The sequence below is a fragment of the Saccharothrix obliqua genome, assembly GCF_019375475.1.
GTDB classification, from domain to species: Bacteria; Actinomycetota; Actinomycetes; order Mycobacteriales; family Pseudonocardiaceae; genus Actinosynnema; species Actinosynnema obliqua.
The window spans coordinates 1-21,194 of record NZ_JAHXGQ010000009.1; the positions used below are offsets into that span (position 1 = coordinate 1).

General features: G+C 72.5%; 24 protein-coding genes. 16 read left to right on the forward strand and 8 right to left on the reverse strand.

All coding sequences use genetic code 11. The annotated features are described in order from the left end of the window. Positions 1 to 49 precede the first annotated feature (49 nt). Positions 50 to 901: a GNAT family N-acetyltransferase gene (locus tag KZQ38_RS37235; RefSeq protein WP_219445218.1), complete on the forward strand. Its 852-nt coding sequence runs from the start codon at positions 50 to 52 to the stop codon at positions 899 to 901. A gap of 3 nt (positions 902 to 904) precedes the next feature. On the opposite strand, the gene KZQ38_RS25525 is transcribed toward KZQ38_RS37235, so the two are convergent. Then, positions 905 to 1,360 (reverse strand): Lrp/AsnC family transcriptional regulator, encoded by a 456-nt coding sequence (locus tag KZQ38_RS25525; RefSeq protein WP_219445220.1) that lies wholly within the window; start codon positions 1,358 to 1,360, stop codon positions 905 to 907. Between the two features lie 80 nt (positions 1,361 to 1,440). On the opposite strand from KZQ38_RS25525, the gene KZQ38_RS25530 reads away from it, so the two are divergent. The 6 genes from KZQ38_RS25530 to KZQ38_RS25555 all read left to right on the forward strand — a co-directional run bounded on the left by KZQ38_RS25530 (position 1,441) and on the right by KZQ38_RS25555 (position 7,963). Next, positions 1,441 to 1,866: a rhodanese-like domain-containing protein gene (locus KZQ38_RS25530; RefSeq protein ID WP_219445222.1), complete on the forward strand. Its 426-nt coding sequence runs from the start codon at positions 1,441 to 1,443 to the stop codon at positions 1,864 to 1,866. 15 nt (positions 1,867 to 1,881) lie between these two features. Continuing rightward, a complete protein-coding gene (locus tag KZQ38_RS25535) occupies positions 1,882 to 2,616 on the forward strand; it encodes a type 1 glutamine amidotransferase (protein WP_219445225.1) in 735 nt (244 codons plus the stop codon). Between the two features lie 83 nt (positions 2,617 to 2,699). Continuing rightward, positions 2,700 to 3,833 (forward strand): inorganic phosphate transporter, encoded by a 1,134-nt coding sequence (locus KZQ38_RS25540; RefSeq protein WP_219445227.1) that lies wholly within the window; start codon positions 2,700 to 2,702, stop codon positions 3,831 to 3,833. Next, positions 3,830 to 4,054, forward strand: coding sequence for a hypothetical protein (locus tag KZQ38_RS25545; RefSeq protein ID WP_219445229.1), 225 nt, complete (start codon positions 3,830 to 3,832; stop codon positions 4,052 to 4,054). Before KZQ38_RS25540 ends, KZQ38_RS25545 begins: the two co-directional genes overlap by 4 nt. A 31-nt stretch (positions 4,055 to 4,085) precedes the next feature. Then, positions 4,086 to 7,022 (forward strand): bifunctional [glutamine synthetase] adenylyltransferase/[glutamine synthetase]-adenylyl-L-tyrosine phosphorylase, encoded by a 2,937-nt coding sequence (locus KZQ38_RS25550; protein ID WP_219445231.1) that lies wholly within the window; start codon positions 4,086 to 4,088, stop codon positions 7,020 to 7,022. Positions 7,023 to 7,033: 11 nt separating this feature from the next. Continuing rightward, complete coding sequence (locus tag KZQ38_RS25555; RefSeq protein ID WP_219445232.1) at positions 7,034 to 7,963, forward strand: NADP-dependent oxidoreductase; 930 nt, start codon at positions 7,034 to 7,036, stop codon at positions 7,961 to 7,963. Between the two features lie 43 nt (positions 7,964 to 8,006). Here the strand turns inward: KZQ38_RS25555 and KZQ38_RS25560 are convergent, their stop codons facing one another. Then, on the reverse strand, positions 8,007 to 8,225 hold the full coding sequence (locus KZQ38_RS25560) for a hypothetical protein (protein ID WP_219445234.1): 219 nt from the start codon (positions 8,223 to 8,225) through the stop codon (positions 8,007 to 8,009). 112 nt (positions 8,226 to 8,337) lie between these two features. Here KZQ38_RS25560 and KZQ38_RS25565 point away from each other — a divergent pair, with 112 nt between their 5' ends. Beyond that, positions 8,338 to 8,559: a hypothetical protein gene (locus KZQ38_RS25565; protein WP_219445235.1), complete on the forward strand. Its 222-nt coding sequence runs from the start codon at positions 8,338 to 8,340 to the stop codon at positions 8,557 to 8,559. Continuing rightward, positions 8,559 to 9,350, forward strand: a complete 792-nt coding sequence (locus KZQ38_RS25570) for a DUF6338 family protein (protein ID WP_219445237.1) — start codon at positions 8,559 to 8,561, stop codon at positions 9,348 to 9,350. The genes KZQ38_RS25565 and KZQ38_RS25570 overlap by 1 nt, the downstream gene beginning before the upstream one ends. On the opposite strand, the gene glnA is transcribed toward KZQ38_RS25570, so the two are convergent. Beyond that, positions 9,338 to 10,762, reverse strand: a complete 1,425-nt coding sequence (gene glnA / locus KZQ38_RS25575; RefSeq protein ID WP_219445239.1) for a type I glutamate--ammonia ligase — start codon at positions 10,760 to 10,762, stop codon at positions 9,338 to 9,340. The genes KZQ38_RS25570 and glnA overlap by 13 nt on opposite strands. 195 nt (positions 10,763 to 10,957) lie before the next feature. Between glnA and KZQ38_RS25580 the strand changes: the two genes are divergently transcribed. Then, the gene (locus KZQ38_RS25580; RefSeq protein ID WP_219445240.1) at positions 10,958 to 11,431 is read left to right on the forward strand and encodes an RDD family protein; all 474 of its coding nucleotides are present in this window, start codon (positions 10,958 to 10,960) and stop codon (positions 11,429 to 11,431) included. A 60-nt stretch (positions 11,432 to 11,491) separates the two neighbouring features. Here KZQ38_RS25580 and KZQ38_RS25585 read toward each other — a convergent pair whose 3' ends face one another. Further along, on the reverse strand, positions 11,492 to 12,220 hold the full coding sequence (locus KZQ38_RS25585) for a DUF4191 domain-containing protein (RefSeq protein WP_219445242.1): 729 nt from the start codon (positions 12,218 to 12,220) through the stop codon (positions 11,492 to 11,494). A gap of 62 nt (positions 12,221 to 12,282) precedes the next feature. Here KZQ38_RS25585 and KZQ38_RS25590 point away from each other — a divergent pair, with 62 nt between their 5' ends. The 5 genes from KZQ38_RS25590 to KZQ38_RS25610 all read left to right on the forward strand — a co-directional run bounded on the left by KZQ38_RS25590 (position 12,283) and on the right by KZQ38_RS25610 (position 16,665). Next, complete coding sequence (locus KZQ38_RS25590) at positions 12,283 to 14,346, forward strand: ATP-dependent DNA helicase UvrD2 (RefSeq protein WP_372452285.1); 2,064 nt, start codon at positions 12,283 to 12,285, stop codon at positions 14,344 to 14,346. A 497-nt stretch (positions 14,347 to 14,843) separates the two neighbouring features. Continuing rightward, positions 14,844 to 15,290: a WhiB family transcriptional regulator gene (locus KZQ38_RS25595; protein WP_219445246.1), complete on the forward strand. Its 447-nt coding sequence runs from the start codon at positions 14,844 to 14,846 to the stop codon at positions 15,288 to 15,290. Further along, the gene (locus tag KZQ38_RS25600) at positions 15,287 to 15,514 is read left to right on the forward strand and encodes a hypothetical protein (protein ID WP_219445248.1); all 228 of its coding nucleotides are present in this window, start codon (positions 15,287 to 15,289) and stop codon (positions 15,512 to 15,514) included. The genes KZQ38_RS25595 and KZQ38_RS25600 overlap by 4 nt, the downstream gene beginning before the upstream one ends. A gap of 90 nt (positions 15,515 to 15,604) precedes the next feature. Continuing rightward, positions 15,605 to 16,495, forward strand: a complete 891-nt coding sequence (locus KZQ38_RS25605; protein ID WP_308258590.1) for a class I SAM-dependent methyltransferase — start codon at positions 15,605 to 15,607, stop codon at positions 16,493 to 16,495. Next, a complete protein-coding gene (locus KZQ38_RS25610) occupies positions 16,492 to 16,665 on the forward strand; it encodes a hypothetical protein (protein WP_219445250.1) in 174 nt (57 codons plus the stop codon). Before KZQ38_RS25605 ends, KZQ38_RS25610 begins: the two co-directional genes overlap by 4 nt. Before the next feature lie 473 nt (positions 16,666 to 17,138). Here the strand turns inward: KZQ38_RS25610 and KZQ38_RS25615 are convergent, their stop codons facing one another. The 4 genes from KZQ38_RS25615 to KZQ38_RS25630 form a co-directional block, all read right to left on the reverse strand. Beyond that, entirely contained in the window at positions 17,139 to 17,699 is a 561-nt protein-coding gene (locus tag KZQ38_RS25615) for a hypothetical protein (RefSeq protein WP_219445251.1), read from the reverse strand. An 81-nt stretch (positions 17,700 to 17,780) separates the two neighbouring features. Continuing rightward, positions 17,781 to 19,091 (reverse strand): ABC1 kinase family protein, encoded by a 1,311-nt coding sequence (locus KZQ38_RS25620; protein WP_219445252.1) that lies wholly within the window; start codon positions 19,089 to 19,091, stop codon positions 17,781 to 17,783. Between the two features lie 83 nt (positions 19,092 to 19,174). Continuing rightward, positions 19,175 to 20,191, reverse strand: a complete 1,017-nt coding sequence (locus KZQ38_RS25625; RefSeq protein WP_219445253.1) for a ThiF family adenylyltransferase — start codon at positions 20,189 to 20,191, stop codon at positions 19,175 to 19,177. A gap of 103 nt (positions 20,192 to 20,294) precedes the next feature. Next, on the reverse strand, positions 20,295 to 20,450 hold the full coding sequence (locus KZQ38_RS25630; protein ID WP_219445254.1) for a DUF5679 domain-containing protein: 156 nt from the start codon (positions 20,448 to 20,450) through the stop codon (positions 20,295 to 20,297). Positions 20,451 to 20,659: 209 nt separating this feature from the next. Between KZQ38_RS25630 and KZQ38_RS25635 the strand changes: the two genes are divergently transcribed. Next, on the forward strand, positions 20,660 to 21,187 hold the full coding sequence (locus tag KZQ38_RS25635) for a M48 metallopeptidase family protein (protein ID WP_219445255.1): 528 nt from the start codon (positions 20,660 to 20,662) through the stop codon (positions 21,185 to 21,187). Positions 21,188 to 21,194 lie beyond the last annotated feature (7 nt).

Genomic DNA, 21,194 nt, shown 5'->3' on the forward strand with positions numbered 1-21,194 from the left:
CACCCGATAATGGGTGCCCCTCAAGGCTTTTTTGCGTTAGGTTCCGCTCGTGGTGGATGTGGTGAAGCACGACGACCTGGCCGGCTTCTGGGCCCTGACCAGTGACTTCTACAACGCGGACCCGGTGTTCCACACGGTCCCCATCGCCGCGGTGAAGCGGCGGCTCAAGCGTCGGGAACCACACGAGGCACCGCCGGTTTCCGTGACGGTCTCCGATGGTGGCGAACTGGTCGCGGCGGCGATCTGGGCGCCGCCGGGACCGGTGGCCCTGAGCGGTGTGCCCGCGCGGTGGGCTGACGCGGTCGCCCTGGGGTTCGCCGGGCACGAGCTGACCCGCGTGCACGGCCCGCGTGAGTCCGCCGAGGCGTTCGTCATGGCCTGGGCCGCTCGGACGGGCCACGGTGTGCGGGAGGTCATGGCCCTGCGCCTGTACCGCCTGGCCGAGCTGACACCGCCGACCGGGGTCCGGGGCACGCACCGCCTGGCGACCGAGGACGACGTGGACCTCCTCGTGCGCTGGTACATGGAGTTCACGGACGAGTCGACGGTGGACGAGCCGGACGAAGCGGAAGCCACCACGTTCGTCCGCGGCACGATGGCCGTGGGTGCGGGCCACACGCTGTGGCTGGACGACGGCGAGCCCGTGTCGTGGGCCGGTACCGGCGCACCGGCGTCCGGCATGTCACGCATCGGCCCCGTCTACACGCCGCCTCGGCACCGGCGTCGGGGTTACGCGGCGGCGGTCACGGCGCAGGCCGCGGCGTGGGGCCTGGACCAGGGCGCGGAGCACGTCGTGTTGTTCACCGACCTGGCGAACCCGACGGCGAACGCGATCTACCAGTCGATCGGCTTCCGGCCGGTGTACGACGCGGCCGAGTACCGGTTCATCCCACCGGCCTGACCCCTACGGGTTGCCGAACAGCTCGCGCGTCACCGGTCGGTTCCGGGCAGCCGAGGAGAACACCAGTGACGTGGTGGTGTCGCCGTACCGCTGGGCCAGCTCCACGAACTCCTCCAGACCGGCCATCGTCCGGCACACCACGCGCAGCAGCCAGCAGTCGTCACCGGTCACGTGGTCGGCGTCGAGCACCTGCGGCGCGGTGACGACCCGCTCCCGGAACCGCGGCGTGTCGAGGCTGCGCACCCGCACCCGGACGATCGCCTCGATCGGCAACCCGAGCCGGTGCGGTGCGACGACGGCCGCGTACCCGGTGATCACCCCGGCCTGCTCCAGGCGGCGCACGCGCTCGGTCGTGGCGGGTGCGGACAACGACACGCGCTTCGCCAGCTCGGCGAAGGTCATCCGCCCGTCGCGCTGGAGCAGGTCGAGCAACTGCCAGTCCACGTCGTCCAGTTCCACCGTGGAATCGTAGGCAGAACGCCCGGAACGCCTTCGTCTTCCCATGTCCTGCCCGGGGCGGCGCAAGCAGGATTTCCACCATGACGAACACGCTGCGCTTCCCAGCCGCCGACCCCGCCCTCGCCGCGGAGTTCTTCGCGGCCGACCTGGCCTGCACCGCTGACCCGGACGACGTCGTGCGTGACCTGCGTGCGGGTGAGACGACCGGTTTCCGGCTGGTGGAGGCACGTGGCGCGGAGGCGTTCGCGCGGGCTCGCATCCCCGGCGCGCTGAACCTGCCGCACTGGGCGATCGACGAGACGACCACCGCGGACTGGGACCGCGACCTGGTGTACGTCGTGTACTGCGAGAGCTTCGAGTGCAACGCCGCCACGAAGGGTGCGCTGCGGCTGTCACGGCTCGGGTTCCGGGTGAAGCGGTTGGCCGGTGGGATGCGTGCGTGGGAGGCCGCCGGTTACCCGGTGGAGCGGTCCGCTGACCCGCAGGGGAAAGGGTGCGTCTGCTGATCTACCCTCGGTTGGGTGACGCGCTTGCTGGTGCTGCAACCCGACGACAACGACCCGGTCGGCCGGCTCGGCGACTGGCTGACCGGCGCGGGCGCGGTGCTCGACGTGGTCCGGCCGTTCGCCGAGCCGCTGCCACCCACCCTGGACGGCTACGCCGGCGTCGTGGTCATGGGCGGCGCGATGGGTGCGTTGGACGACGTCGACCACCCGTGGTTGGCCGATGTCCGCAAGCTCCTGTCGCACGCCGTCGCGAAGCGCGTGCCGACGCTCGCCGTGTGCCTGGGCGCGCAACTGCTGGCCGCCGCGACCGGCGGTCAGGTGCGCCGCGGCGCGCAGGGTCCCGAAGTGGGCGTGCTGCTGGTCGCGAAGCGGGACGTGGCGGGTCGCGACCCGTTGTTCGCGGACCTGCCGTGGACGCCCGACGTGCTCCAGTTCCACCGCGACGAGGTCGCGCTGCTGCCACCCACCGCGGAACTGCTGGCGTCGTCGCCGAAGTACCCGAACCAGGCGTTCCGGGTCGGCGAGAACGCCTACGGCGTGCAGTTCCACATCGAGACCACGCCGGAGATGGTGCGGCGCTGGGCGCGGGACGCACCGGACCTGGCCGCCACCCGACCCGGCCTGCTGGACGCGGACCGGCTCGACGCGGCGCACGAGGACCTTCGCGAGGTGTGGCAGCCGTTCGCCGAGCGGTTCGCCCGGCTCGCGGCCGGTGTGCGGAGTGGCCGGCGGGACTTGCCCCTGGTGTGACGAACAACCGATGATGCGAGTGTTCATCGGATGTACCGGTAGCGTTCATCCACGACTGTGTCGGTTCAGCCGGAGGAATCAGCGTGGATGCCTCGCTCCTCGTCATCATCGTGGTCTGCACGGCGTTGGCATTCGACTTCACGAACGGCTTCCACGACACCGCCAACTCGATGGCGACGTCCATCGCGACGGGAGCGCTGAAGCCGCGCACGGCGGTCGCGTTCTCGGCGGTGCTGAACCTCGTCGGCGCGCTGCTCTCGGTCGAGGTGGCGAAGACCATCTCCGGCGGCATCGTGGACGACGCCCGGATCACGCCCGCGGTGGTGTTCGGCGGTCTGGTCGGCGCGATCATGTGGAACCTGGTCACCTGGTACGTGGGCCTGCCGTCGAGTTCTTCGCACGCCCTGTTCGGCGGGCTCATCGGGGCGACCTGGATCGCCTCCGGCGCGGACGCCGTGCACTTCGCGAAGGTCGTGGACAAGGTGGTGGTGCCGTCGGTGGCCGCGCCGCTGGTCGCCGGCATCGTGGCGTTGCTGGCCACGTTCCTCACCTACCGGCTCACCCGCCGGGCCCGCCCGTCGGTGTCGGACCGGGGTTTCAAAGCGGGGCAGATCGCGTCGGCCGCGTTGATGTCCCTCGCGCACGGCACGAACGACGCGCAGAAGACGATGGGCATCATCACCCTCACCCTGATCACCGCCGGGACGCTCGCACCCGGTGCCGCGCCGCCGATGTGGGTGATCCTGAGCGCGGCGATCGCCATCGCGCTCGGCACCTACCTGGGCGGCTGGCGCATCACCCACACCCTCGGCAAAGGGCTGACCACCATCGAGGCCCCGCAGGGTTTCGCGGCGCAGACCAGCGCGGCGACGGTGATCATGGCGTCCTCGCACCTCGGGTTCGCGTTGTCCACGACGCACGTCGCGTCCGGCGGCATCATGGGCTCCGGCCTGGGGCGGCAGCGGGACGGCGTGCGGTGGGGCGTGGCCGGGCGGATGGCGGCGGCGTGGGTGCTGACGCTGCCGGCCGCCGCCATCGTCGGCGCGTTCGCGGGCAAGGTGGCGTCGCTGGGCACGGGCGGTGTGGTGGCCGTGGCGTCAGCGGCGGTCGTGGTGGCGCTGGGCATCTGGCTGCTGTCGCGGCGGGAACCGGTGCGGCCGGAGCACGTGGTGGACGAGATCGCGGCGCAGGCCGAGCCGCACCAGGTGGCGGCATGAAGGTGGACTGGGCGGCGCTGGGCACCGTGTTCGGGGTGAGCCTGGCGGCGGTGCTGGGGTTGGTCGTGTTGTTCGGTGCGGGCATCCGGGCGTTGTCCGCCCGTGAGGACGCACGGGAGAGCGGCGGCTCGACAACCGTGCCCACGGCGGTCGCCGGCGCGTGCATGGCGGCGTGCCTGGCCGTGGTGGTGTTCGGCATCTACTTGATCGTGGCGAGCTGAGACCGGTCGTGCCGGACTACGGTGTGCGGCGATGACGGATCCAGCCCGCACACCGACGTCCCCCGCCCGGTTCGGCCTGACCGAGGAGCGCAGCGTCGAGCTGCTGCGTGCCGCCGGGTGGTGGGCGGACCGGGTCACCGGTGGCAACGAGCCGATCCTGTGGGCGTTGTCCCGCAGCCCCGACCCGGACCTGGCGTTGCTGGGTGTCGACCGGCTGCGGGAGGCGTCCGGTGCCGACTGGCCCGAGCTGGACGCGGCGTTGCGCGTGGACGAGGTGCTGCGTGGTCGGCTGCTGGCCGTGCTCGGGTCGTCCACGGCGTTGTCGGACTTCCTGGTCGCCCACCCCGACCGGTGGCGTGCGCTGGCCGAGGCGGACCCGGTGTCGTCGGAGGTGTTCGCACCCGCGCTGGTGGCCGCCGTCGAGGGGCTGACCGGTGCGGAGGCGGAGCGCGCGCTGCGCGTGGAGTACCGGGCGCTGCTGTGCCGGGTCGCGGCCGAGGACCTGGCGCACGTGGTCGAGCCGGGCTTGCCCGAGGTGCCGTACGACGACGTGGCCGGTCTGCTGTCGGACCTGGCGGTCGCGGCGCTGCGCGCGGCGTTGGACGTGGCCTCGCGGGAGGTGACGCGGTCCGCCGAGTGCTCGTTGGCGGTGATCGCGATGGGCAAGTGCGGCGCGCGGGAGCTGAACTACGTCAGCGACGTGGACGTGGTGTTCGTCGGCGAGGGCGACGTGGCGGTGGCGACCCGGCTGGCCGGCGCGTTGATGCGCGTCGCCGGGCAGGCGTGCTTCGAGGTGGACGCGGCGTTGCGGCCCGAGGGCAAGGCGGGCGCGTTGGTGCGGACCCTCGACGGGCACGCGTCGTACTACCGGCGGTGGGCGCGGACGTGGGAGTTCCAGGCGTTGCTGAAGGCGCGGCCGGTGGCCGGTGACGCCGCGCTCGGGCAGCGGTACCTGGAGGTGGTGCGCCCCCTGGTGTGGACGGCGGCCGAGCGGGCGGACTTCGTGCCCGACGTGCAGGCGATGCGCCGCCGGGTCGAGGACAACGTGCCGGTCGGGTTGGCCGACCGGGAGCTGAAGCTCGGTCGCGGCGGGCTGCGGGACGTCGAGTTCGCCGTGCAGCTGCTGCAACTCGTGCACGGCCGTGGTGACGAGGAGCTGCGCATCGCCGGCACCACAGCGGCGTTGGCGGCGCTCGGGCGCGGCGGGTACATCGGCCGCACGGACGCCGCCGACTTCGGGCGCGCCTACCGGTTCCTGCGCACCCTGGAGCACCGGCTCCAGTTGCAGAAGCTGCTGCGCACCCACCTGTTCCCGGCGGACGACGACCTGGCCGGGCTGCGGCGGCTGGCGCGGGCCGCCGGGCTGCACGCCGAGGGCGGGCTGTCCGCGGCGCAGGTGCTGCTCGCGGAGTTCCGCAAGCGCGCCAACCAGGTGCGGCGGCTGCACGAGAAGCTGTTCTACCGGCCGCTGCTCCAGGCCGTGGCGAACGTGCCGACCGAGGCGTTGCGGCTGACCACCACCGAGGCCGCGAACCGGCTCGCCGCCCTCGGCTACGCCGCGCCGGACGGCGCGCTCAAGCACATCGAGGCCCTGACCCGCGGCGTGTCGCGGCGGGCCCGCATCCAGACCGCGTTGCTGCCCGTGCTGCTCGACCTGCTCGCGGGCACCCCCGACCCGGACGGCGGGCTGCTCGCGTACCGGCGGGTGTCCGAGGCGCTCGCCGAGACGCCCTGGTACCTGCGGCTGCTGCGGGACGAGGGCGCCGTCGTGGACCGGCTGGCGACGTTGCTCGGCACGTCGCGGCTGGTGCCGGACCTGCTGGTGCGCGCGCCCGAGGTGTTGCGGCTGCTGGCCGACACCGACGCCCTGGTCGGCGACCCGATGACCATCGGGAACCCGCTGCGCAGCACCGTGTCCAGGTACAGCGACCTGGAACGCGCGGTGACCGCCGCCCGGTCGCTGCGCCGCCAGGAGCTGCTGCGGGTGGCGTCGGCGGACCTGCTGGGGCTGGCGTCGCTGGAGACGGTGTGCGTGTCGTTGTCCGAGGTGTGGGTGGCGGTCCTCCAGGCCGCGCTGGACGCGGTGGTGCGGGCGGCGGGTGAACCGCTCGCGGCCATCGCCGTCATCGGCATGGGCCGGCTCGGCGGGCGTGAACTCGGGTACGGGTCGGACGCCGACGTGATGTTCGTGTGCGAGGCCGTGCCGGGCGTGGCCGACGCGGACGCCGTCAAGTACGCGAGCGCCGTCGTGGAGAAGCTGCGGCGGCTGCTCAGCGCGCCCAGCCGGGACCCGGCGCTCCAGGTCGACGCCGACCTGCGGCCGGAGGGCAGGCGGGGTCCGCTGGTGCGCACGTTCGAGTCGTACCGGGCGTACTACGCGCAGTGGTCGGAGCTGTGGGAGGCGCAGGCGCTGCTGCGGGCGAGGTTCATCGCCGGTGACGCGGCGCTCGGCGCGCGGTTCGCGGAGCTGGTCGAGCCGGTGCGGTACCCGGCGGCGGGGTTGGACGCCGGTGCCGTCCGGGAGATCCGGCGCATCAAGGCGCGGGTCGAGGCCGAGCGGCTGCCCCGCGGCGCGGACCCCGGCACGCACACCAAGCTGGGGCGCGGCGGGCTCGCCGACGTCGAGTGGGCCGTGCAGCTCGTGCAGCTGCGGCACGCCCACGAGGTGCCGGGGCTGCGGACGCAGTCGACCGGCGGCGCGCTGCGGGCCGCCGAGGAGGCCGGGCTGGTGGCGGAGGAGGACGCGGCGGCGCTGTTGGACGCGTGGACCACGGCCACGCGTGCGCGCAACGCGATCGTCCTGGTGCGCGGGAAGCCCGGCGACCAGCTGCCCACGACCGGGCGCGACCTGACCGCCGTGGCCGGTGTCATGGGGTACTCGCGGGACCCCGGTGAGTTCCTGGACGCCTACCTGCGCACCACGCGCCGGGCGCGGGCCGTGGTCGAGCGCGTCTTCTACGGTTCGTGAACACTGGGGGCGTGAAGGCAATCGCACAGGACGAGTTCGGCGACGCGGACGTGCTCCGGCTCCGCGAGCTGCCGGATCCGGCGATCAGCTCCGACCAGGTCCTGGTCGAGGTGCGGGCCGCGGGGGTCAACCCGGTGGACCGGCTGGTCCGGCAGGGCGTGCTGAAGGATTTCGTGCCGCACCACTTCCCGCTCGTACCCGGCTGGGACGTGGCGGGCGTGGTGCGTGCGGTCGGTCCCGCCGTGGAGGGTTTCCGCCCGGGTGACGAGGTGTTCGGCTACCAGCGCAAGGACCACGTGCAGCACGGCACGTACGCCGAGTTGATCGCCGCCACGGAGCGCGGGTTGGCGCACAAACCGGCGAACCTGTCGTTCGTGGAGGCGGGCGGGCTCGCGCTGGCCGGGTTGACGGCGCTCCAGTCGTTGCGGCTGGTCGGCGTGTCGGACGGCGACACCGTGCTGGTGCACGCCGCCGCGGGCGGCGTCGGGCACCTGGCGGTGCAGATCGCGCGTGCCCTCGGGGCCGAGCGGGTGATCGGGACGGCGTCGCCGCGCAACCACGAGTTCCTGCGCTCGCTGGGCGCCGAGCCCGTGGCGTACGGGGACGCGCTGGTGGACAACGTGGCGGAGATCGTCGGCGGGGACGGTCGCGTGGACGTGGCGTTCGACTGCGTCGGCGGCACGGCGTTGAGCGATTCGCCGGCGCTGGTGCGCGACCCGGCGCGGATCGTGTCCATCGTGGACACGAACGTGTTGGAGCTGGGTGGGCGTTACGCGTACGCGAAACCCGTGCGGGCCGACCTGGAGCGGCTGGCCGAGTACGCCGCGTCGGGCGCGGTGAAGGTCGTCGTGCAGCAGACGTTCCCGCTGGCCGAGGCGGCGGAGGCGCACCGGCTGCTGGAGGGCAGGCACGTGCGCGGCAAGATCGTGCTCACGGTGTGAGCCCGGTGGGGCCTCCCGTGCCGGGAGGCCCCACCCCGGGTGGTCACTCCTCGTCGTCGGCGGTGGGGACCGAGGTGAAGATCTCGACCACCCACTCCTCGACCAGCGTTTCGTCGGACTCCTCGTCCGGCACCAGCCGGTTGGCGACCTTGACGCCCAGGCCGAGCACGTCGGCGGCGGCGATCGCCTCGATCGCCTCGGAGGCGGAGTCGAAGATGTTGGTGGACAGCACCTGCGCGGTGGTAGCGACGTCATCAGACACGGCGCGACCCTAACCGGACACCACGATCGTGGCGGTGCCCGGGGTGCTAACGCCGGGTGCGCGGCCGGCGACTCCAGTGGTGGGGGCAGTCCAGTACGCGGGAGGCCGGCCAATGGCAGGCGACAAGCACGAACAACCCGTGACCAACACCGGTTTCGCGCCCGGCGGTCCTCTTCCCCGTGGTCGAGGACCCGGCGGTCCCTTCTACGACGGCGAGGTCCCCGGCGTCCCGGCCGAGGACGGCGGCCCGTTCGTGGCCGACCGACCGGGCCCGACCCGCTTCCTCGACTCGGAGGTCGTGGAACCGCCGCGCAAGGGCGGCGACATCGACTGATGGTGCCGCAGACGCTGGGCGCCCTGGGGTCGTTCCTGGCGCTGGTCGCGCCGGGGATCGTGTTCGAGCTGCTGCGGGAGCGCAAGCGCGCGGGCCTCAAGGAATCAGCGTTCCGGGAGTCGGCGCGGGTCGCGCTGGGCAGTCTCGTGTTCACCGCGGCGGCGTGCCTGCTCGTGCTGGGTGTGTTGGGCGTGCTGGCGTTGTGCGGCGTGAGGGTGCTCGACGTGCCGCGGCTCGTGACCGATCCCGCGTACCCGAAGACGGTGTTCTGGCAGGCCGTCGCCGTGGCGGCGGCTCTACCGGTGACGGCCTGCGCGTTGGCCGTGCTGCTCGACCACGTGTTGGGGCGACGTGGTCGGGAGGTCGTCGTCGTTCGGCAGCAGACGGCGTGGCACGAGGCGTTCCGCACGGACCGGCCGGACGACAGCGTGCCGTGGGTGCACGTGCGGCTGACGGACGGTTCGTCGTTCTACGGCTACCTGCGCTCGCACACGGCCTCCGGGGCGCCGGACGAACGTGAAATAGCCCTGGAGGGAGCCGCCCTCACCCACGTCCCCCCGGACGGCCCGCCCCGCACCATCGGCGACCGCTGGTCCCGCGTGGTGATCCCCTCCAGCCAGATCACCTACCTCCGCCTCCAGTACCGCTCGCGAACCACGGACGCTCTAGTCCCACCCCGCAGGCACGGGTCCGGACAAGCCGAAGACCCGGCGTCCACGGGGGACACCGGGTCTTCGACGGGTTCACCGGATCATGCGCCGCAGGTCTGCGCGCCGCATCACACGTCGTAGTACAGGGCGAACTCGTACGGGTTCGGGCGGAGGCGGAGGGGGTTGATCTCCTGTTCCCGCTTGTACGCGATCCAGGTCTCGATGACGTCCGGGGTGAAGACGCCGCCTTCCAGCAGGAACTCGTGGTCCGCCTCCAGGTTGTCCAGGACGGCGTCCAGGGTGGCGGGCACCTGCTTCACGTTCAGGGCCTCCTCGGGCGGCAGCTCGTAGAGGTCCTTGTCGATCGGCGCCGGGGGCTCGATCTTGTTCTTCACGCCGTCCAGGCCGGCCATCACCATCGCCGAGAAGGCCAGGTACGGGTTGCCGGACGAGTCGGGGCAGCGGAACTCGATGCGCTTGGCCTTCGGGTTGTCGCCGGTGATCGGGATGCGCACGCACGCCGAGCGGTTGCGCTGGGAGTAGACCAGGGAGACCGGGGCCTCGTAGCCCGGCACCAGGCGGTGGTAGGAGTTGACCGTCGGGTTGGTGAACGCCAGCAGCGACGGCGCGTGGTGCAGGATGCCGCCGATGTAGTGCCGCGCCATGTCGGACAGGCCCGCGTAGCCGGACTCGTCGTGGAACAGCGGCGCGCCGTCCTTCCACAGCGACTGGTGGGCATGCATACCCGAGCCGTTGTCGCCGTAGAGGGGCTTGGGCATGAACGTGACGGTCTTGCCCGCCTGCCACGCCGTGTTCTTGATGATGTACTTGAACAGCATCAGGTCGTCGGCGGCGTGCAGCAGGGTGTTGAACCGGTAGTTGATCTCGGCCTGACCGCCGGTGCCCACCTCGTGGTGCGCGCGCTCGACGGTGAAGCCGTTCGCCGCGAGGTTCAGCGACATCTTGTCGCGCAGGTCGGCGTAGTGGTCGGTCGGCGTGACCGGGAAGTAGCCGCCCTTGTACTTGACCTTGTAACCCCGGTTGCCGCCGTCCTCCTCGCGGCCGGTGTTCCACCAGCCGGAGACCGAGTCGATCTCGTGGAACGAGGCGTTCGGGGTGGTGTCGAAGCGGATCGAGTCGAAGATGTAGAACTCCGCCTCGGCGCCGAAGTAGGCGGTGTCCGCGATGCCCGACTCGGTGATGTACTGCTCGGCCTTGCGCGCGATGTTGCGCGGGTCGCGGCTGTACGCCTCGCGGGTGAACGGGTCGTGCACGAAGAAGTTGACGATCAGCGTCTTCTCGATGCGGAACAGGTCGAGGCGCGCCGTGTACAGGTCGGGGAGCAGCAGCATGTCCGACTCGTGGATCGACTGGAAGCCGCGCACCGACGAGCCGTCGAACGCCAGGCCCTCCTCGATCGCCTCGGCGTCGAACGCCTCGGCCGGGATCGTGAAGTGCTGCATCACACCGGGCAGGTCGCTGAACCGGACGTCGATGAACTTCACGCCCTCGTCGGAGATGAACTTCAGGACCTCGTCGGGATTCTTGAACACCCTCGTCGACTCCTTCGCTGCGGTGGGGCGCGGTTGACGCCGCCGGTTCGGTGCGTCCTGCCGTCGTCGGTGACGCTATGTCGGCGGTGTTGCCCGGCAGTCACCCGGATGTTTCGCCAGTGTTAACGCACCCCTCAAGGCGGGCAACCGGACCTCCGACCCCTCACCGGCTGAGTACGGCCTTACTCTGGAGGGGTGAGCAAGTGGACCGGATCGTGGCTGTCAGGACCCCGCTCGGCACTGGAGCCGGGTGCCGACTCGGGTGACGGCACCGGGCAGCGCTGGAAGGGCGAACGCCTCGGCCTGCCGAAGTCCGGACCGGGCTCGGTGGCGTCCACGGGCCGCCGCGCGTTCGCGATCATCGTGGACTTCGCGCTCGCCATGGGCGTGGCGGGCGTGTTCACCTACCCCGACCTGCCGCGCAACTGGAGCCTGCTGGCCTGGTACGCCATCACGGTCATCGCGGTGGGCTTCTTCGGCTTCACGCCCGGGCACGCCCTGTTCGGCCTGCGCGTGGCGCGGCTGGACGGCGCGGGCACCGTCGGCGTGCCGCGAGCGCTCCTGCGCACGGCGTTGATCTTCCCGATCATCCCGGCCGTGGTGTGGGACGCCGACGGCCGCTGCCTGCACGACAAGGCCGTCGGCACCGTCGTCATCCGCGTGCGCTGAACGCGCGAACGCCGCCGGCGCGGGCCGGCGGCGTTCGAGTGGTCGACTGGTCGGGACGGGTCAGCGGCGGCGCATGGCGCGCTGGATGTTGCGCATCTTCGCGCCCTGGGGCAGCGGGCCCTTGGGCATGGCCGCGCCGCGGCTGGCGAGCGCGGCGAGGCGGCCGTCCAGGGTGTCGACCTGCGCGGTCGAGATGTTGCGCGGCAGCTTCATCAGGTGGCTCTGGAGCTTGCGGAGCGTGACCTGGCCCTCGTCGTTGCCGACGATGACGTCGTAGATGGGCGTTTCGCCGACCACGCGGGCCACGCGCTTCTTCTCCTGCGCGAGCAGGGACTTGACGCGGTGCGGCGCGCCTTCGGCCACCAGCACCACGCCGGGCCGGCCGATCACGCGGTGCACCATGTCGCCGTTGGTGGTGCCCGCGACGGCCTGCGTCAGCCGCCACTTGCCACGCAGGTTGTCCAGCGCCCACCCGGCCGCGCCGGGCTGGCCCTCGGCCTTCGCGTAGACGTTGCGCTGCACCCGGCGACCGAACACGATCACCGCCAGCAACGCGCCCACCGCGATGCCCAGCGGCAGCAGGACCCAGTGCACGTCCCAGATCAGACCGAGCAGGAACGCCACCGCCGCCGCGCCCACCAGGCACAACAGCATGAGCGGCACGAGCGCCTTGTCCTCGCGGCGCTGCACCTTGAACGCCTCGAAGATCTGCCCGCGCCGCGCCTTGGCGGCCGCGCGCCGCGCCTTCGCCGCTTCCTTCGCGGCGGCCTTGTCCTGCTTACCAGCCATACCCACCAGGATACGGCGCGGGGGGTCGCCCCATCACAACCCGGGTGGGTCGCAATGCGAGGATGCAGCCCATGGAGCGGCTGCTGGAGGGACTCGACCCGGAACAGCGCGCCGCGGTGGACGCCCCGCGCGGCCCGGTCTGCGTCCTGGCGGGCGCGGGCACCGGCAAGACGCGGACCATCACCCACCGGATCGCCCACCTGGTCGCGCGCGGCCACGTGTCGGCCGGGCAGGTCCTCGCCGTCACGTTCACCGCGCGTGCCGCGGGCGAGATGCGGACCCGGTTGCGGGCGCTGGGCGTGCCCGGCGCGCAGGCCCGGACGTTCCACGCGGCGGCGTTGCGGCAACTGCGGTACTTCTGGCCGCGCGTCGTCGGCGGACCGCACTGGGAGCTGATCGACCGCAACAAGCTGCGGCTCGTCGCGCAGGCCGCGAACCGGGCCGGGCTGTCCACCGAGTCCGACTCGCTGCGCGACCTCGCCGGCGAGATCGAGTGGTCCAAGGCGTCGTTGGTCGCGCCCGACGACTACCCGGCGGCGGCTGCCCGCACCCACCGCGACACGCCCGCGCCCGTGGAACAGGTCGTGGAGGTCTACCGGACCTACGAGCAGCTCAAGAACCAGGCGCAGCTGCTCGACTTCGACGACCTCCTCCTGCACACCGCCGCCGCGCTGGAGGAGCACGGCGAGGTGGCCGAGGAGTTCCGCGACCGCTACCGCTGCTTCGTGGTGGACGAGTACCAGGACGTGACGCCGCTCCAGCAACGCGTGCTGGACGCCTGGCTCGGTCCCCGCGACGACCTGACCGTGGTCGGCGACGCCAACCAGACCATCTACTCGTTCGCCGGCGCCTCGCCGCGCCCGCTGCTGGACTTCGCGCGCCGGTTCCCGGGCGCCACGGTGGTGCGGCTGGAACGGGACTACCGCTCGACGCCCCAGGTCGTGGCGCTGGCCAACGAGGTCATCAAGTGGGCGCGCGGTCGTCCCTCCGGTTCCCGGCTGCGCCTGGTCGGGCAGCGGCCGGCCGGTCCGGAGCCGCGGTTCGCCGAGTTCGACGACGAGCCCGCCGAGGCCGCCGCCGTCGCCCAGCGCGTGCGGGCGTTGCTGGACGAGGGCGTCGCGGCCAGCGAGATCGCCGTGCTGTACCGGGTGAACGCCCAGTCCGAGGTGTACGAGCAGGCGCTGGCCGAGCTGGGCATCCCGTACCAGGTGCGTGGTGGGGAGAGGTTCTTCCAGCGCACCGAGGTCCGGCAGGCGATGGTCGCGCTGCGCTCGGCCGCCGCGCAGGAGCCGTCCGGCGAGCTGCCGAAGGTCGTGCGCGAGGTGCTCACCGGGGTGGGCCTGACCGACGACCCGCCGCCCGGCGGCGCGGCGCGGGAGCGGTGGGAGTCGTTGCTCGCCCTGGTCGAGCTGGCCGAGGAGCTGGCCGCCGAGGTGGACGGCGTGGACCTGGCGAAGTTCGTGGTCGAGCTGGACGTGCGCGCGGAGGCGCAGCACCCGCCGACCGTCGAGGGCGTCACGCTCGCCTCGCTGCACGCCGCGAAGGGGCTGGAGTGGGACGCGGTGTTCCTCATCGGCCTGGTCGAGGGCACCATGCCGATCATGCACGCCGATGGCGACGAAGCGGCCATCGAGGAGGAGCGCCGACTGCTCTACGTCGGCGTCACCCGGGCCCGTGAGCACCTGTGGCTGTCGTGGGCGCTGGCCCGCGCCGCCGGTGGCCGCCGGTACCGGCGGCGCAGCCGGTTCCTCCACGGCCTGGTCCCCGAGGACCACCCGGCTTCCCTCGTCGCGAAGCGCGAACCGCTCCAGCGCAAGCCGAAGCCGCAGTGCCGGATCTGCGGCGCGACGCTCACCGACGCGCGGTCGATCAAGCTGAGCCGGTGCGCGAGCTGCCCCTCGGACCTGGACGAGGAGCTGCTGGGCAGGCTCCGGGCGTGGCGGGCGGGCCGGGCGCGTGAGCTGAAGGTGCCCGCGTACGTCGTGTTCACCGACGCGACGTTGGTCGCCATCGCCGAGCAGCGCCCCGAGGACGTCGCGGGCCTGGTCGCCATCGCCGGCATCGGAGCCGCCAAGCTGGACCGCTACGGGGCCGACGTCCTCGCCCTTGTGCAGGGCAAACGCTGAAACTCCACCCGATCGACAGGTATTTGGAAAAAGCAGTTGCATCGGTCGTGGACCGGGTCATAACCTGCTGAGGCCGGGCGCGAAGTGCGCCCGCTGGGGATTGAAGAGCGTTGCGCTGAGACTAGCTGCCCGAGGAGGTGACCGGTGGTGAACACTTCGATGTGCTTCGAGGGAACCGGTCTCCTGATGACCTGGGCAGACGCCGTGTCCGGCAACGCTCGTATCGCTGGGGAGAAGTCTGCCCGCGATCAGCACGCTCTCGTGCGGGGCGCAGGCCGACCGCTGTTCATCCAGGCGCGTGGCAAGTACGTGCCGACCGTTGTCCCGACTCAGAACGTTGCGCCGTCCGCGCAGAGGCGAAGTCCCTGACCGACGTGTCAGGAAACTGAGGCTCACCAAGGCCGCGGACCCGTAACCGGATCCGCGGCCTTCGTGTTTGTTCGACCCGTTTCAGCAGGACAAACCCCATCGCAAGACCTGTGACAGGAGTCCACCTGATGTTGATCGCGACCGTCCCGATAGCCGGGGCGCTGTCCACCGAGCCGGAGCAGGCGGGAGCGGGTGTCGCCAACCTGATCGACACCGCCCCCGACGCCGGCTTGGAACTTCCTTGCCGTACCAACAACCCGGACCTGTGGTTCGCCGACGCTCCCGCCGAGCTGGAGCAGGCGAAGAAGTTCTGCGCCACGTGTCCGGTGATCGCCGAGTGCCTGGCGGGCGCGCTCGCCCGGCACGAGCCCTGGGGGGTCTGGGGTGGCGAGATCTTCGAGCGCGGCGCGGTGATCGCGCGGAAGCGCCCCCGTGGGCGCCCCCGCAAGGACGCCGCACCCGTCGTTCCCGCGGCGCCCGCCGCTGTTGTGCCCGCGGCACCCGCCGCTGCTGTTCCCGCGGCGCCCGCCGCGACCGTTGTCCGGGGGGCTACCGACCAGGAGGCCGCCGCGTGACCACGTACCGCACCACCACCGACGAAGCAGTGACCAGCACCGAACTCGACCCGCGAGGTAACCCCATGTTGCTCGAAGAAAACCTGGCCAGATCCCGAATGCATGACGCCGAGGTATTCGCCCAACGGCAACGGTTGGCCCGCCGCCTGGTCGCCGCCGACAGGTGGCGGCGACTGGCCGGTTGGGCCCACCGCAGGGCCGACCAGGCCCGCGCGGTGGTCTGACCGACCGGCGGATCCGCCGCCGTTGGCACCGGGCCCGCTCTTCCCCCGGTCGGGGGGAGGGCGGGCTCAGCCATGGGTACGGTCTCCGATGTGGCCGCTCACACTCACGACGGAATCGACTGGGCAACCCGCCTGACCACCATGCGCCGGGGCGACGAACTCGACGCCGACACCAACCGCGCCGTCGCCCGCCGACTGGTCCGGGCGTTGCCGGACCACCCGACCGTCGTCGACGTCGGCAGCGGAGCGGGCGGCATGGGCGTCGCGTTCGCGGAAGCCCTCGCCGCCCGGGGTGGCGGAACGGTCGTCCTGGTCGACGCCGTGCCGGAACTCCTCGACGCCGCGACCACGGCCACCCGCGCCGCGGCAGCGCACGAGACCGCCGCCGACCACGCCGTGCGCGTGCGGCCGGTGCTCGCCGATCTCGCCACCGAGCGGCCCGCCGACATCGCGGGACCCGCCCACCTGGTGTGGGCGTCCGGCGTCGTGCACCACCTGCCCGACGAGCGGCGGATGGTGGCCGACCTGGTGGCCGCCCTCGCACCCGGCGGCTGGCTCGCCCTCCGCGAAGGTGGCCTGACCACCAGGTTCCTGCCGTGGGACCTGGGCGTCGGCGAACCCGGGCTCGCCGACCGCCTCGCCCACGCGCGTGCCGAGTGGTTCGTGCGCATGCGCGAGTCGATGCCAGGTGCCGTCCGCCTGCCCGTCGGCTGGAACGTCGTGCTCGCCGAGGCCGGGCTCGCCGAGGTGACGTCGTTCAGCAACCTGGTCGACCGCCCCGCGCCCGCCACGCAGGCCGTGCGGGAGTGGGCGGTGGACCAGTTGCGGTGGCTGGCCGACGTCGGCGGCGACCGGCTGCACCCGGCCGACCGGCACACCCTCACCCGGCTGCTCGACCCGGCCGACCCCGCGTACCTCGCACTGCGCGACGACGTGTTTCTGCTGTCAGCGACGACCGTGTACGTGGGACGCAAACCGTGAACGAGACGTGCGCTCGCTGCGGCCGGACCCGCGAGTCGGTCACCGACCCCGTGAAACTGCTCGCCTGGGTGCGAGAACGCGACCACGACGGGGACCGCTGGCTGTGCGACGAGTGCGCCCGCGCGCACGTCCGCGACATCGAGGGCAAGCTGCCCGCCGATTTCTGGTGACTCGGTGGTGGTTCGCTCCTGATCGACTCCTTTCGGGACTGTCGGTTCGATGGGCGCGCGACTGTTGGTCCGGTGGGCGCGCGCCGAGCGAGGGGCCGGCGCGCTGCCCTGTGCGGCCCACCGCCGGCTTGCCCGGGGGTTGATGAATCACGCGGCTGGTCGAGCGGTCTGATCAGCTTGGGCGCGCCGGTCTTGAACGGAGGTGGGCCGCGCGTGGTGGCTGGGCGGGTGGAGGTGGCCTGGCTCCGCCGCGCTGCCCTCGCGCTGCCCTCGCGCTGCCCTCGCGCTGCCCTCATGCCGCGCTGCCCTCATGCCGCGCTGCCCTCATGCCGCGCTGCCCTCATGCCGCGCTGCCCTCATGCCGCGCCGCGCTCGCGTCACCGCCGCGCCGTGCCCGGGTCATCCTCGTGCCGCGCCCCGCGCGCCGCGCTGCCGTCGTGCCGCGCCGCGCTCGCGCCGCGGCGGGGGAGCGGCTAGGTGAAGGTGGTGTGGCGGTCGCGGAGGAGGGCGCGTAATGCGGCTCGCGGGGCGGCGGTGCCTCGGCTGCTGCCGGCGTCCAGCTCCCGCAGCAGCGCTCGGGCCGGGTAGCCCGCGGCGACGGCGGCGGTCAGGATTCGGGTCTGGTGAGGTGGGTGGGAGTGGCGGGCGGCGTCCAGGGCCGCTCGGATGGGTGGGGCCAGGGGCAGGCCGTCCTTCAGCACCGGGTTCGGCAGGCGGGTGGTGCGTTCCAGGAACACGGCGCCCACGCCCGACTTGCGGTGCGCCGCCGGTTGGAGCAGGTGGATCCGCCCCGGTGGCGGCAGGTCGGAGAAGCCCAGTGCACGCAGGGCGTCCACGCCGGTCAGCACGGCGCCCGGACCGGCGTACGCCAAGGCCGCCCGGACGCGCTGCGCCCTCGTGGGCGGCCCCGCGGCCAGCAGCAGCACGCCGGGCAGCACGCGCTGCCAGGGGCCACCGGGGCGGCACCTGAGGTCGATCTCGTACCGGGGCACACCCGCCGCCCGGAGTTCTGCGGTCCTGATCACATCGGTCATGGATCGATCATGGGTCGGTCGCGACGGGTGCGCCAGGAGGTTCGCAAACCTGTGGACAAGCCCGAACAGCCCTGTGGACAACTAGTCGGCGAACCCCGGCTGCCAGCGGGCGACGATGTCGTGGGCCGGGACGTTCGCGTCCAGCTGGCAGAGGATGCCGGTGGCGCCCAGCGTCACCCGGTGGATCAACAGGTACTGGGGCGGCAGGTTGAGCGACCGCCCGGTCTGCGAGTCGGGGCTGCGCAGGTCACCCACGCGCTCCGCCTGCCGCTGGAGCCACTTCCGGGTGAAGTGGAACGTCTCCGCGCGCAGCGGTTCGACGAACGGCGCGAGGTAGTTCAGCACGTCCTCCTCGCTCAGCTCCGTGCCGGGCCGGATGAAGTGCTCCGAGCGCAGCAGCTCCACCAGGTCCCGCGACCGACCCTCCAGCGCCAGCCGCGTCATCAGGCCCAACGTCCTCGGCAACCCGTCGGGCAGCCGCGCGACGGCGCCGAAGTCGAGCACCCGCAGGCGGCCGTCGGCGCCCAGCATGAAGTTGCCCGGGTGGGGGTCGGCGTGCAGCAGGCCCGACCGGCTCGGCGCGGAGAAGTGGAACTCCGACAGCAGCCTGCCCGCGAGGTCCCGCTCCTCCCGCTCACCCGAACGTATGATCTTGGACAGGGGAGTGCCGTCGGTCCACTCGGTCACCATGACCTTGGGCGCGCTGGCCACCACCTTCGGCACCAGCACCCGGGCGTCGCCGTCGAACGCCTTCGCGAAACCACGCTGGTAATCGGCCTCGGTCCGGTAGTCCAGCTCCTCCAGGTACCGGTCGCGCAGCTCCTCCAGCAGCGGTTTCACCTCGGTGCCCGGCATGATCGCCTGGATCAGCCTGCTGAACCGCAGCAGCTGCTTCAGGTCCGCCTGGAGCGCTTCGTCCGCGCCGGGGTACTGCACCTTCACCGCCACGTCGCGCCCGTCGTGCCACACCGCGCGGTGCACCTGGCCGATGGACGCCGACGCGGCCGGCTCGTCGTCGAACGACGCGAAGCGCTTGCGCCACCCCGAGCCGAGCTGCTCGGCCAGCACCCGGTGCGTGGTGCGCGCGGGCATGGGCGGCGCGGCGGTCTGGAGCTTCGTGAGCGCCTCGCGGTACGGCTCGGCCAGCTCGTCCGGCACCGCCGCCTCGAACACGCTCAACGCCTGCCCGAACTTCATGGCGCCGCCCTTGAGCTGGCCGAGCACCGCGAAGACCTGTTCCGCCGTCTTCGCCGAGACCTCGGCGCTGACCTCGTCGGAACTGCGGCCTGCCAGCCGCTTGCCCCAGCCGCCCACCACCCGTCCGGCCACACCTATCGGCAGACTGGCCAGCTTGGCGGTGCGCTGCACGGCCTTGCGCGGGATATCGCTCACCCGAAGATTCTCCCCTGCCCGATGACGCGGTCGCAGTGGCTTGTGCCCTCCTCGAACCTACACAGCACACGCTGAGGACCCACTCACACAAGTGAGCGGCACTCACAGCGCGGGTGCGCCGGCGCGAGGCGGTGCTCCACCAGCCCCGCGAACGCGTTCACCTCCAGCACCGCGTCCCACGCGGGCGGGCGGGTCCGCGTGGTCTCGCCGGGGTCCAGCGCCAGCAGCGCCTGCCCCACGGTGAACCCCGCGGTGGTCGTCACGGTCGGCAGGTCGGCGTGCAGCGGCCGGTCCAGCAACTGGAGCGCCAGCTCCGGCCAACCCCGGTCCGCGTCGGCCCGGTGCAGGTCCAGGCACCGCAGGCAGCTGCTGCGACCCGGCACGACCAGCGGCCCGACGACGCCGACGCCCTCCGTCGCGCGGACCGCCAGGTGCGGCGTGCCCTCCAGCAGCAGGGCCCGCAGCAGCTCCGGCGGCGGCACCAGCGCGTCGGCCAGCACCACCAGGTCCGGTGCTTTCGGGGACGTCTCGGTGCGCACGGTCGGCGACGCGCGGCGCAGCGCGGCCTCGGCGGCGTCCACGCGGTCCTGGCCGATGTCCGCGTCGAGATAACCCGAACCGGTGTCGCCGGAATTCACCCGACCGCGCGCGACCACCCGGACGTGTCCGACCCCCGCGGTCGCCAGCCCGACGGCCACGGCCACCGCCAGCCGCCCGTCGCCGTGCACCACGACGGAGCGCGTGGAACGCGTGCCCACCAGGTGCGGCGCGGACCGGCGGGTGCGCAGGGCCCACTCGGTGGTCTCGGTGACGAGCCTGCCGTGCGGCACGGGCGCGGCCTCCTCGACCAGGCCGTTGTCGACCAGCGCGTGCAGCAGGTAGGTGAGGTCTTCGGCCTGCGTGTCGTGCCGCGCGAGGCGTTCCCGCAGCTCGCGGACGGTGAGGTGGCCGGTGAGGTCGAGCAGCGCCGCCGCCATGGGCGGTGGCACGTCCTCGATCAGCACGGAGTGCCGCGGGTCGAGGCCGATCTGGAGCGAGTCCGGGCGGCGGTGCAGCACGGGCAGGCCGGGCAGGACGCGGGGGCGATGAGGCAGGTTCACGGGTGCAGGGTGCCGGGCGGAGCGCCGGGACGGGTGCGCCCGTCCACAGGCCCCGCGGGTTGTCCACAGGGTGGCCGGGCGCGGTACCCGGCCACCTGGTCGCTCAGACCTGGGCCTTGCCGAGGATCCGGGTCACCGTGGTACCGCAGACCGGGCACTTGCCCTTGGCCATCCGGCGGTTGTTGCTCTCCTGCACCTCGCCCGTGAAGTCCCGCTTCTCACGACACTTGACGCAGTAGCCGTTGTACGTCTCGGCCACGGCTTCCTCCTTGCTTCGAGAGCACGGCGATCCTCGCCGCACTCAGGGGCTCCGCAGCACGCTACCCGCGCGAACGGACTACCGCTGCACGCGCGGTCCCGCGTGTCCAGCCGTCGTTCGGGCGAATCTGTTGCTCCGTGTTGGTTCATTGCCGCACACCGCCGCTTGGCCGCCGCGAATTGTCGGTCCCTGGCCTTACCGTGAACGCCATGCCCGAACCGCAGGTGGAGGTACGGCGTAGCACTCGACGCCGCCGCATGGTGAGCGCGTACCGCGAGGGGGACACCGTCGTCGTCCTGCTGCCGGCGCGCATGAGCAAGAGCGAGGAGAAGCACTGGGTGGCCGAGATGCTGAGCCGCCTCCAGCGCAGCGAGACCCGCCGGCGGTCGCCCACCCGCACGTCCGACGAAGCCCTGCTCACCCGCTGCGAGGAGCTGGCCGACCGCCACCTGGACGGCGTCCGCCCGAGCAGCGTGCGCTGGGTGCCGCCGATGCGCACCCGGTGGGCGTCGTGCACGCCGAGCGAGGGGACCATCCGCATCAGCGAACGGCTCCGCGACGTGCCCGCGTGGGTCCTCGACTACGTGCTGGTGCACGAGCTGGCGCACCTGCGCGTGCCCGGCCACGGGAAGGACTTCTGGCACCTCGTGCACCGCTACCCGAGGTCCGAGCGGGCCATCGGCTACCTGGAGGGCCTGTCCGCGGCGGCCGGCCTGGGCATCACCGAGGAGGACTGAGCACGCG